A 12,027-nucleotide genomic window follows, 5' to 3' on the forward strand; every position below is an offset into this window, starting at 1 on the left:
TTCTGGCATGCGCGATATCCTCAACGACCTCGAAGCGGGCAAGCAGCTTTCCGACCCGGATCCGGTGCGCCGCGCCCAGATCCAGATGAAGACGCATCTGCCGAAACGCTTCTACAAGGCCGTCTCGGTCGCACCGCTCGAGGATGGATTTGCCGTTCATCTTGACGGCAAGCCGGTGCGCACGCCGGGCAAGGCGCTGCTGGCGTTGCCGACCGAAAAGGCGGCCGGCCTGATCGCCGACGAGTTTGCCGCGCAAGGCGAAACCATCAACCCGGTGACGATGCCGGTCCTGCGCCTGGTCAACACGGCCATCGACGGCGTTGCCAGCGACCCGCAGGCGGTGCTGGAGGACATATTGCGCTTCGCCTCATCCGATCTTCTCTGCTACCGGGCCGACGCGCCGCAAGGGCTGGTCGACCGGCAGAACCAGCATTGGGACCCGGTGATCGACTGGGCGCGCGGCACGCTTGGCGCCCGCTTCAACCTCGCCGAGGGCATCATCCATGTCGAGCAGCCGCGCGAGAGCATCGCTGTGCTCGGTGTCCATCTCAGCCAGCGCAACGATCCGCTGCGGCTTGCAGCCATCCATGTCATGACCTCGCTGACGGGATCGGCACTGCTGGCTTTGGCAGTCGATTTCGGCGAACTCGACGGCGATGCGGCATGGGTGGCCGGCCATGTCGACGAGGATTGGCAGGTCGAGCACTGGGGCCACGATGCGGAGGCCGTCGCGCGTCGCTCGGCCCGCAAGCACGAGATGATGGCTGCTGTGAGCCTGCTTGAGGCGCTCAAAGGCTGACGGCTGACGTCTACCGACCCGTTTCGCACTGCACCTAATACCAAAGTCATAAACCCAAGGTCGGTCTGCCTCTGGGCGGTGCTTTCTGTCATTTTTCCCGCGTTGCATGCGCCGAGTCCGTGTTTGGAGGAGAACACGGACGGTGACGCGCAGCCTCAAGGCAGACGGGATCTCAAGGGAGGACATATCAAATGGCAATGGCATCGACCGCCGGCAGAGCAAGCGGTGGCATGACGCGGGAAGAGAAGAAAGTCATCTTCGCTTCCTCGCTCGGCACCGTTTTCGAATGGTACGATTTCTATCTCTACGGTTCGCTGGCAGTCTTTATCGGCGCCACTTTCTTTAGCCAGTATCCTGAAGCGACGCGCAACATCTTCGCCCTGCTGGCTTTCGCCGCGGGCTTCCTGGTGCGCCCGTTCGGCGCGCTGGTGTTCGGCCGTATCGGCGATCTCGTCGGCCGCAAATATACGTTTCTTGTCACCATCCTGATCATGGGCAGTTCGACGTTCCTGGTCGGCCTGCTTCCCGGCTCGGCGAGCTGGGGCATTGCGGCGCCCATCATCCTGGTTGGGCTGCGCATGCTGCAGGGCCTGGCGCTCGGCGGTGAGTATGGTGGTGCGGCAACCTATGTCGCCGAACACGCCCCCGACGACCGCCGTGGCTTCTACACCTCGTGGATCCAGACGACGGCAACGCTCGGCCTGTTCCTGTCGCTGATCATCATCCTCGGCGTTCAGGCGATGTTGAGCAAGGAAGACTTCGCCGCCTGGGGCTGGCGTATTCCGTTTCTCGTCTCCGTCATCCTGCTCGGCGTGTCGGTCTGGATTCGGCTGACGCTCAGCGAATCGCCAACCTTCCAGCGGATGAAGGACGAGGGCAAGGGCTCCAAGGCTCCGCTGACGGAAGCCTTCGGTCAGTGGAAGAATGCCAAGATCGCCATCCTGGCGCTTCTCGGCCTCACCGCCGGCCAGGCTGTGGTCTGGTACTCCGGCCAGTTCTACGCTCTGTTCTTCCTGCAGAACGTGCTCAAGGTCGACCTGCAGACGGTCAACATCCTGATCGCCATCGCCTTGGCGTTGGGCTCCATCTTCTTTGTCGTGTTCGGCTGGCTCTCCGACAAGATCGGCCGCAAGCCGATCATCATGGCGGGGCTGGCTCTGGCGATCTTCACCTACTTCCCGCTGTTCAAGGCATTGACCTGGGCGGCCAATCCAACGCTGGCCGCAGCGCAGCAGAACACGCGTGCGACGGTTACCGTGGCGCCCGGCGACTGCAAGTTCCAGTTCAACCCGGTCGGCACGGCGAAGTTCACCACGTCGTGCGACATCGCCACGTCGTTCCTTGCCAAGAGCTCGGTGCCGTATGAAATCGTCACCAGTGCGGCGCCTGGGACCTCGGCAACGGTGAAGGTCGGCAATGAGACGGTCGAATCCTACGACGCCATCGCTGCCGGCGATCAGGCCAAAGCCAAGGATGGTGCCTTCACCAAGGCGGTCAACATGGCACTCAAGGATGGCGGCTATCCGCTGAAGCGTGCCGCTTCAAAGGTCGCCGACCAGAAGCTTGATGCCTTCGTCGCGGCCAACCCTGAACTGAAGCTCGATGCCGTCGCCATTCGCGCCGGCGAGAAGGCGACGGTGCCGGCCGCCCAGGCGATCAAGGACAAGGTGCTGACGGCCGATGAAGCCGCTGGTGCCACCGACGTGACCGTCTACAGCATTCCAGCGTCCGGCGCGTTTGCGATGTTTGCCGACCCCGCGCAGGTCAACTGGACAAAGGTCGTCGGCATTCTGTTCATCCTGATCCTCTACGTGACGATGGTTTACGGGCCGATCGCGGCGATTCTGGTCGAGATGTTCCCGACCCGCATCCGCTACACCGGCATGTCGCTGCCCTATCACATCGGCAATGGCTGGTTCGGCGGCCTGCTCCCGGCGACAGTCTTCGCCTTGAGCGCGGCCAAGGGCGACATCTATTATGGTCTCTGGTACCCGATCGTGATCGCGGCGATGACGCTAATCATCGGCATGATCTTCGTCAAAGATACGCTGGGAACCGACCTGCACGCCAAGACCTAGAGTCATTGGCCGATACCAACGCAAAAGCCCGGCGCGAGCGATCACGCCGGGCTTTCCAATTTCTCAAGAATCGAACGAAGAGTTCAGCTCTTCCGGTCGTGTTGCGCTTCCTCGATGGCTGCCTCGTGGTACCAGCCGCTACCGAAATCCGTGAGGTGATCGCGCATGGAGGCAAGCTCTGCCGCGAACTTAGCCTTTCCGCTTAAATTTGAGGCAGAAAGACGGACTGCCACCGGGAACATCAGGATTTTGGCCGACGGACGGGCAGAAACGATTTCCATGGTCAGGCTCCTTTCTTTTGCCGAAGCTTGTCGATTCAGCTTTCCAGCAAGATAAGTCCTGCAATCCGTTTAGGCAAGATGCCTAAAGAAAGATCAGTATTTGCCTGTTATTTAAGCAGATTTGGCTTTTGATCGATCGCGCCGCATTGCTTAGACGGCTTGGCCGCATCGCCGGGATGAATGGGCATTTTTGACGCACCCCGCGCAGGGGAAATGGCACATGACTTGCATTTTATGGACCGGCAGCCGGCCTGCCGGATGGCTCGGCATGCGCCGGCGCTATCCAGCTTCGGTGATCAAGCAACGAGAGGCTCTAGAATGACGAAATACAAGCTCGAGTACATCTGGCTCGATGGATACACCCCGGTCCCCAATCTGCGCGGCAAGACCCAGATCAAGGACTATGCCGAGTTCCCAACGCTCGAACAGCTTCCGCTGTGGGGCTTCGACGGCTCCTCGACCCAGCAGGCCGAAGGCCACAGCTCCGACTGCGTGCTGAAGCCGGTCGCCGTGTATTCGGATCCGGCCCGCACCAATGGCGTGCTGGTGATGTGCGAAGTCATGATGCCCGACGGCGTCACGCCGCATGCGTCCAACAAGCGCGCCACCATCCTCGACGACGAGGGCGCGTGGTTCGGCTTCGAGCAGGAGTATTTCTTCTACAAGGACGGCCGCCCGCTCGGCTTCCCTGAGAGCGGTTATCCCGCGCCGCAGGGCCCGTACTACACCGGCGTCGGCTACTCGAATGTCGGCTCGGTTGCGCGCCAGATCGTCGAGGAGCATCTCGACCAGTGCCTCGCCGCAGGCATCAACCATGAAGGCATCAACGCCGAAGTGGCCAAGGGCCAGTGGGAATTCCAGATTTTCGGCAAGGGCTCCAAGAAGGCCGCCGACCAGATGTGGATGGCACGCTATCTCTTGCAGCGCCTGACCGAAAAATACGAGATCGACATCGAGTATCACTGCAAGCCGCTCGGCGACACCGACTGGAACGGCTCGGGCATGCATGCCAATTTCTCGACCACCCATATGCGCGAAGTCGGCGGCAAGGCCTATTTCGAAGCGCTGATGGCGGCTTTCGACAAGAACCTGATGGATCACATCGCCGTCTACGGCCCGGACAATGACAAGCGTCTGACCGGCAAGCACGAGACCGCGCCGTGGAACCGGTTCAGCTACGGCATCGCCGATCGCGGCGCCTCGATCCGCGTCCCGCACTCCTTCATCAAGGGCGACTACAAGGGCTACCTGGAGGACCGCCGTCCGAACTCGCAGGGCGACCCCTACCAGATCGCTTCGCAGATCCTGAAGACGATTGCGGAAGTTCCGGCCAGCGCCCAGGTTTCGGCGGCGGCCTGAGCATTTATCGCGGCGTAGGCTTGAGTGCCTGCGCCGCGACCTGGTTGATAAATCTGATGGCCACCATCGGTCAAAGAAAAAACCCCGGCGTTTCCGCCGGGGTTTTTTCTTTGTCTCTGAGACGGTCCGCTCAGACCGAATAGTACATGTCGTATTCGACCGGATGCGGGGTCATTTCGAAGCGCATCACTTCGGCCATCTTGAGCTCGATGTAAGAGTCGATCTGGTCGTCGTCGAAGACGCCGCCGGCTTTCAGGAAGCCGCGGTCCTTGTCGAGGCTCTGCAGGGCTTCGCGCAGCGAACCGCAGACGGTCGGGATCTTCTTCAACTCCTTCGGCGGCAGGTCATAGAGATCCTTGTCCATCGGCTGTCCCGGATGGATCTTGTTCTTGATGCCGTCGAGGCCGGCCATCAGCATGGCGGCGAAGGCGAGGTAGGGGTTCGCGCCCGGATCGGGGAAGCGGACTTCGACGCGCTTGGCCTTCGGCGACGAGCCGAACGGAATGCGGCACGACGCCGAGCGGTTGCGCGCGGAATAGGCGAGCAGCACCGGTGCTTCATAGCCCGGCACCAGGCGCTTGTAGGAGTTGGTCAGCGGGTTGGTAAAGGCGTTGATGGCCTTGGCGTGCTTGATGATGCCGCCGATGTAGAACAGGCAGCTCTCCGACAGGCCGGCATATTCGTTGCCGGCGAAGGTCGGCTTGCCGTTCTTCCAGATCGACTGGTGGACGTGCATGCCCGAGCCATTGTCGCCGAAGATCGGCTTCGGCATGAAGGTGGCCGTCTTGCCATAGGCATTGGCAACCTGATGCACGACGTATTTGTAGATCAGCATCTTGTCGGCGTTGCGCACCAGCGTGTCGAACTTTATGCCGAGTTCGTGCTGGGCAGCCGCCACCTCGTGGTGGTGCTTCTCGACGCGTACGCCCATTTCGGCAAGCACGGTCAGCATTTCGGAGCGCATGTCCTGGGCACTGTCGATCGGCGGCACCGGGAAGTAGCCGCCCTTGACGCGCGGACGGTGGCCGAGGTTGCCGGTCTCGTAATCGGTGTCGTCGTTGGACGGCAATTCGGTGGAGTCGAGCTTGAAGCCGGTGTTGTAGGGATCGGCCTTGTACTTGACGTCGTCGAAGACGAAGAACTCGGCTTCCGGGCCGACATAGATGGTGTCGCCGATGCCTTCAGCCTTCATGTAGGCCTCGGCCTTCTTGGCGGTGCCGCGCGGGTCGCGGTTGTAGGATTCGCCCGAAACCGGATCGAGGATGTCGCACAGGATGACCATGGTCGACTGGGCGAAGAACGGGTCCATGTGCACGGTATCAGGATCGGGCATCAGCACCATGTCGGACTCGTTGATCGCCTTCCAGCCGGCGATGGACGAGCCGTCGAACATGACGCCATCGGCGAACATGTCTTCCTCGACCTCGATGACATCCATCGTCACGTGCTGCAGCTTGCCCTTCGGATCGGTGAAGCGCAGGTCGACGAATTTCACGTCGTTGTCCTTGATCTGCTTCATGATGTCTTTGGCTGTCGTCATGTCATTTCTTCCCTGTCTGATGACGTTTCGAGGAGTTATCGGAAATCAGATACCGAGATATCTGAAATCAGAAACCTCAGACGGCGTCCATCCCCGTTTCACCGGTGCGGATGCGAACGACTTCCTCGATGTTGGAAACGAAGATCTTGCCGTCGCCGATGCGGCCGGTCTGGGCCGCCTTGCGGATGGCCTCGATCGCGCCTTCGACCGCATCGTCGCCGAGCACAACTTCGATTTTCACCTTGGGCAGAAAGTCGACGACATATTCGGCGCCGCGATAGAGTTCGGTATGGCCCTTCTGGCGGCCAAAGCCCTTGGCTTCGGTCACGGTGATGCCTTGCAGGCCGGCCTCCTGAAGCGCTTCCTTCACTTCGTCGAGCTTGAACGGCTTGATGATCGCTTCGATCTTTTTCATGTAAAAAGTGGCCTCCACTGCCAAAAAGACGGGTTGTGCGCCCCGCTTGCGCCTCCATCAAGCACGAACTGTGCCAATTTCAGCTGAAACAAGGCGCTGTCACGCGATTTCAACACCATGCCGCACAGGGCTGCACTTTCGCGTCATCCGCTGCTTTGGATGCGGCACGGGTGTTTAGAGCCTACACATTGCCGGCCTTGGCGTCCGCACAATAATTGGGCAGATCGCGCATTTTGCAGGCAGTTGCGGACTGCCCTGAAAGGATCGGCGGCTAACTCTACTTGTTGCGCTCGCCGTTTGCTTCGAACCGAAAACTGGACAATGCTCGATTGCACAAGGGGCGGGGGCCTGAACAGAAATGCGGATCGGCAATTCATGAGCAACGAACTTCTGTCCCCGGCCGAAATGGCCGAGGCTGACCGGCTGGCAATTGCCACTGGGCCGCTCGACGGCATCGGCCTGATGCGGCGCGCCGGCGAAGCGGTCGCCGAGGTGGTGCTGGCACGCTATCCCCAGGCGAGCCGCGTGCACGTGCTGTGTGGGCCAGGCAACAATGGCGGCGACGGCTATGTCATCGCCAGTATCCTGGCAGCCAGTGGCGTCGACACGGCCATCTGGGCATCCGGCGCGCTAAGGCCGGGAACAGATGCCGCGCTTGCCGCAGCCGAATGTTCGGTCAAACCTCGGCCCCTGTCGCAATTTGCCGCCGAGGTCGGTTCGGTCATAGTCGACGCGCTTTACGGGGCAGGGCTGTCCAAACCGCTGTCCGGCGATGACGCCAGGGCGATCGAAATTGCGACAGAACTGGACCTACCTGTCGTCGCCGTCGATTTACCATCGGGTGTCTCCGGCGAAAGCGGCGACGTTCTCGGCCATGCGTTCAAGGCTCAGGTTACGGTGACGTTTGCGCGAAAAAAGCCAGGCCATCTGCTGTTGCCGGGACGCGAACGATGCGGCGAGGTGGTGCTGGCCGACATCGGTATCGGCGACGGGGTCATTGCGCAGCTCACGTTGCAGACTTTCGAGAACACGCCGGCATTGTGGCTCAAGGATTTTCCCATGCCGGCCGTCGATGCCCACAAATACAAGCGCGGCCACGTCGGCGTCTTTTCCGGCGGACCGAGCGCGACGGGTGCGGCACGATTGTCGGCCATGGCCGCGGCCCGGAGCGGGGCAGGCGCGGTGACCGTGCTGTCCCCAGGGAATGCCATGCAGGTGAATGCCATGCATCTGACCTCGATCATGCTGCGCGAGGCTGGCTCGCTCGAGGAGGTGCAGGAATTCCTCGCGGCGCGGCATCCCGAAGCGCTGGTGTTCGGGCCTGGGCTCGGACCAAAACCCAAGGTGGGCGATTTCGCGTTGCAGTTGATTTCGGCCTTGACGGACGGCGCCGTCGTTCTGGATGCCGACGCCATCACGTCGCTGGCGCACCAGCCGCAAGCGCTGTTCGAGGCGGCGCGTCGACCGAACGCTCCGGCGCTGGTGTTGACCCCGCATGAGGGCGAGTTTGCCCGTTTGTTTCCCGACATCGCGGCCAAAGGCCTGTCCAAATTGGCCAAGGCGCGCGTGGCTGCCGAGCGCGCCGGCTCCATACTCGTTTACAAGGGCGCCGATACGGTCATCGCATCACCCGATGGCCGGGCGGCGATCAACAGCAATGGCGCGCCATGGCTCGCCACCGCCGGGTCGGGTGACGTGCTGGCGGGCATTATTGCCGGGCTTCTGGCGCAAGGCATGCCAGCGTTTGAAGCCGCCTGCGCGGCGGTTTGGATCCACGCCGAGGCCGGCAGCCGGTTCGGTCCTGGGCTGATCGCCGAGGACCTGCCGCTGGCGCTGGTGCCGGTGTTGCGCGAACTGGTCGATGGTCACCGTGGAGCTGTCGCATGAACCGCTGGCTCGCGCTGCTTGCCGCGCTCTTGGCTGCCGTCTTCACGGCGCACGCCGCACGCGCCGAAGGGCCGGTGACCATCGTCGACGATCCGGCGGTTCTCGCCACCCTCGACGCGAAGGGTTTTGGCTTCGCCGGCATTTTCGGCATCGATGGCAGCGGCGACCTGAAAACGCTGTACGACAAGGCGCCGGCCTATCTCGCGATCACCGAAATGGTCGCCGCCGATATCGCCACACTACGGGCTGAGATGAAGGCCGGCGGGCGAACGCTCTACGAGGTCACCGACGGCAATGTCGGCCGCATCATGGACATGCGCTGGCTGAAGACCGATGCCGCGCGCTTTCGCCTGGTCGGCGTCGTCAATCGGCTCGACCGGCGTGATTTCGCCGCGCTGACCGGCGACAAGAATTGCGGCGAGGTGCGTTTCATCTACCGCCTTGCCTACAGCTTCAAGAAGGGCGGCAAGGTTCTGGCCTCGCGGCTGCCGTTCAATTTCAACGCCGTCTATAGCGTGGCGCCCGATGCCGATGGCGGCTGCGTCGGCGTTGCCGGACGCTGGACACCGCAGCTCGACGAGAAGGTCGATGCCGGCTGGCTGGCCGGCGGTCCTCTGGCACCGGAGGAACTGACCTTCAAGCAGCTCGAGCTTAACGCACAGGTCGTGCGCTTTCCCTCCGGACAGGAGACCGAGTTCGGCGGGCAGGCGGCCTATCTCCTGCGGATTTTCGGCATAGATGGCGAGACGGTCAGCGAAAAGCCGCTGGAAAACACGCCCGATGTGGCAAGGCTCTCGGGCGATGCGGCGCTGAAGGCAAAACTCGCCGCCTATGTCAGCTCCAATGTCGCGGCGATCGATCTCGGCGTCTACGAAATCCCCGACGAATTCCTGGCCAGGAAGGTCATCTCTTGGTCGACCTTCGGCAGCGCAAGACAGGCCAACCACCCGTTCACGCCGCTCTATCAGCCCGCGGATTTCGCGGGGCTCGACTATTCCGCCTTGAAGCTGGTGCGCACGCCGGAGGCATTGGTCGAGCGGCTGGACAATGGCGCCTGCCAAGGATGCCATCAGGCCGGTTCCACCGCCGGCTTTCATTTCATCGGCCGCGACGACAAGACGACCTCGCCGCTCAACCGCATTGAGGTAGGCATCTCGCCGCATCTGCATGCCGATATTCCGCGGCGCGAAGCCTGGCTGCGTGCCACGATCGAGGGCAAGGAGCCGAACCGTTTTCGTCCGCTGTCCTTCGCGCCGCCGGCCGCATGGAAGGACGCCGGCGAGGTCGACTACGCGCCGGCCGGGATGACGATGCCCTGCCTGACGCCGGAGGACGCAGCCCGCTTTGGCGCGACCTGGCAATGCGGCGGCGGCACTGTCTGTACGCCATTGGCGACGGCATCCGGGGTGCGGACCAAGCTGGCGCAATGCCTGCTGCCCAAGGACAGCAAGCAGATGTTTTCCGGCCATCCCTGCCTGACCGGTTCGATTGCCAGCAATGAGACACAGCCTTTCAACGACCGCTACAAAATCACCGGCCAGTTCGCCGCCTTCGCGACCGATGTCTCGCGCACCGCCTATACCTGCCGGCCGCCGAAGATCGGCGTGCCGGCGGGCATTGCCTATCGCGGCTGCGACGACAAGGATCGCAGCTTTGCCGCCTTCAAGGCTGGCAAGTCAATGCCGAACGAGATTTGCGGGCTGGTCGGCGGCAAAAAGTTCGACACGTGCGTGGCGACCAACAATTTCGACCAGTGCCTTGGAGGCGCGGTCAATCGCGGCAACCGGCCGGCCTGCGATGCCGAGCATTTCTGCCGCGAGGATTATATGTGCCAGTCGCTACCGCCCGACACGCCCGGCATTTCGAAAGTGAAAGGCGTCGGCTTCTGCTCGCCGACCTATTTCATTTTTCAGATGCGCATCGACAACCATGCGACGCCATGGGCAAGCGCTACCGGCGCCACCATGGGCGCGGGCTTCGGCGCGGCGGAGGAGGAGTGAGCATCTCCATTGCGGCACCCGCCCTGGCAAGGTGCTGCAAGCGTCACAGCGGGATGTTGTCGTGCTTCTTCCAGGGGTTCTGCATGTCCTTGTTGCGCAGCATGCGGAGCGCCCGCGCGATGCGACGGCGGGTCGAATGCGGCATGATCACCTCGTCGACATAACCGCGCTCGGCTGCGACGAAGGGCGACAGGAAGCGATCCTCGTAAGCCATTGTATGGGCTGCGATCTTTTCGGCATCGCCAATGTCCTTGCGGTAGATGATCTCGACCGCGCCCCTAGCGCCCATCACCGCGATCTGCGCCGTCGGCCAGGCATAGTTCATGTCGCCGCGCAGATGTTTTGAGGCCATCACGTCATAGGCGCCGCCATAGGCCTTTCTGGTGATGACGGTGATCTTCGGTACGGTCGCCTCGGCATAGGCAAACAAAAGCTTGGCGCCGTGCTTGATCAGGCCGCCATATTCCTGCGCTGTGCCGGGCAGGAAGCCGGGGACGTCCACAAAAGTGACGAGGGGAATCGAAAAACAGTCGCAGAAGCGCACGAAGCGCGCGGCCTTGCGGCTGGCATCGGAATCGAGCACGCCGGCCAGCACCATCGGCTGGTTGGCGACGAAGCCGACGGTGCGGCCCTCGACGCGGCCAAAACCGGTGACGATGTTCTTGGCGAAGTTTTGCTGGATCTCGAAGAAGTCGCCTTCGTCGGCGACCTTCAGGATCAGCTCCTTGATGTCATAGGGCTTGTTGGCGTTGTCGGGGATCAGCCGGTCGAGCGACAGATCGTGATCGGTCACCGACTGATAGCACTCGATCTCGGGCAGTTCAGACGTGTTGGAGGCCGGCAACAGGTCGACCAGCCTGCGCATCTGCAGCAGCGCCTCGACGTCATTGTCGTAGGCACCGTCGGCGATCGAGGATTTGGTCGTGTGCACGGAGGCGCCGCCAAGGCTCTCGGCGGTCACCGTCTCGTTGGTGACGGTTTTCACCACATCGGGCCCGGTGACGAACATGTAGGAGGTGTCGCGCACCATGAAGATGAAATCGGTCATGGCAGGCGAATAGACGTCGCCGCCTGCGCATGGGCCCATGATGAGCGAGATCTGCGGAATGACGCCGGAGGCAAGCACATTGCGCTGAAAGATCTCGGCATAGCCGCCGAGTGCGGCGACGCCCTCCTGGATGCGGGCGCCCCCGGCATCGTAAAGGCCGATGATCGGCGCGCGGTTGCGCAGCGCCATCTCCTGCACCTTGATGACCTTTTCGGCGTGGGCCTCGGACAGCGAGCCGCCGAACACGGTAAAATCCTTGGCGAAGAGATAGACCGGCCGGCCGTTGACGGTGCCCCAGCCGGTGACGACGCCGTCGCCGGCTATCTTGGTCTTCTCCATGCCGAAGTCGGTCGAGCGATGCTCGACATACATGTCGAACTCCTCGAACGAGCCCTCGTCGAGAAAGACATCGATGCGTTCGCGCGCGGTGAGCTTGCCCTTGCTGTGCTGGGCATCGATGCGGGCCTGACCGCCGCCCATGCGGGCGATCTCGCGGCGGCGCTCGAGTTCCTTCAGCACGTCCTTCATGGTCGGTCCCCAAAACGGAAGCTTGTGTTTTGTGGTAATGATGCCCGCAAGGGAGCGCAAGCGTCGCTTTCGCAGTCGATTTGCTGCGCTGC

9 protein-coding genes are annotated in these 12,027 nt (G+C 62.2%); 5 read left to right on the forward strand and 4 right to left on the reverse strand.

Annotated elements, in window-relative coordinates; all coding sequences use genetic code 11:
- Positions 1-7: 7 nt before the first annotated feature.
- The gene (locus AC1DX6_RS15025; RefSeq protein ID WP_477314548.1) at positions 8-799 is read left to right on the forward strand and encodes an ATP12 family chaperone protein; all 792 of its coding nucleotides are present in this window, start codon (positions 8-10) and stop codon (positions 797-799) included.
- Positions 800-990: 191 nt separating this feature from the next.
- Entirely contained in the window at positions 991-2,877 is a 1,887-nt protein-coding gene (locus AC1DX6_RS15030; RefSeq protein WP_477314550.1) for an MFS transporter, read from the forward strand.
- A gap of 83 nt (positions 2,878-2,960) precedes the next feature.
- Here AC1DX6_RS15030 and AC1DX6_RS15035 read toward each other — a convergent pair whose 3' ends face one another.
- Positions 2,961-3,158, reverse strand: a complete 198-nt coding sequence (locus tag AC1DX6_RS15035; protein WP_477314552.1) for a DUF2735 domain-containing protein — start codon at positions 3,156-3,158, stop codon at positions 2,961-2,963.
- Positions 3,159-3,476: 318 nt separating this feature from the next.
- Here AC1DX6_RS15035 and AC1DX6_RS15040 point away from each other — a divergent pair, with 318 nt between their 5' ends.
- A complete protein-coding gene (locus tag AC1DX6_RS15040) occupies positions 3,477-4,517 on the forward strand; it encodes a glutamine synthetase beta-grasp domain-containing protein (protein WP_477314554.1) in 1,041 nt (346 codons plus the stop codon).
- Positions 4,518-4,647: 130 nt separating this feature from the next.
- Here the strand turns inward: AC1DX6_RS15040 and glnA are convergent, their stop codons facing one another.
- Complete coding sequence (gene glnA / locus AC1DX6_RS15045; RefSeq protein WP_477281507.1) at positions 4,648-6,057, reverse strand: type I glutamate--ammonia ligase; 1,410 nt, start codon at positions 6,055-6,057, stop codon at positions 4,648-4,650.
- Between the two features lie 76 nt (positions 6,058-6,133).
- The gene (locus AC1DX6_RS15050; RefSeq protein ID WP_006205430.1) at positions 6,134-6,472 is read right to left on the reverse strand and encodes a P-II family nitrogen regulator; all 339 of its coding nucleotides are present in this window, start codon (positions 6,470-6,472) and stop codon (positions 6,134-6,136) included.
- 375 nt (positions 6,473-6,847) lie between these two features.
- On the opposite strand from AC1DX6_RS15050, the gene AC1DX6_RS15055 reads away from it, so the two are divergent.
- Positions 6,848-8,359 carry an NAD(P)H-hydrate dehydratase gene (locus tag AC1DX6_RS15055; RefSeq protein ID WP_477314556.1) on the forward strand — a complete coding sequence of 504 codons (1,512 nt, stop codon included), beginning with the start codon at positions 6,848-6,850 and terminating at the stop codon, positions 8,357-8,359.
- Positions 8,356-10,359: a hypothetical protein gene (locus AC1DX6_RS15060; RefSeq protein ID WP_477314558.1), complete on the forward strand. Its 2,004-nt coding sequence runs from the start codon at positions 8,356-8,358 to the stop codon at positions 10,357-10,359. The genes AC1DX6_RS15055 and AC1DX6_RS15060 overlap by 4 nt, the downstream gene beginning before the upstream one ends.
- Before the next feature lie 43 nt (positions 10,360-10,402).
- On the opposite strand, the gene AC1DX6_RS15065 is transcribed toward AC1DX6_RS15060, so the two are convergent.
- Positions 10,403-11,935, reverse strand: a complete 1,533-nt coding sequence (locus AC1DX6_RS15065; RefSeq protein WP_477314560.1) for an acyl-CoA carboxylase subunit beta — start codon at positions 11,933-11,935, stop codon at positions 10,403-10,405.
- Positions 11,936-12,027 lie beyond the last annotated feature (92 nt).

Source organism: Mesorhizobium sp. P2_C4, from assembly GCF_056404575.1.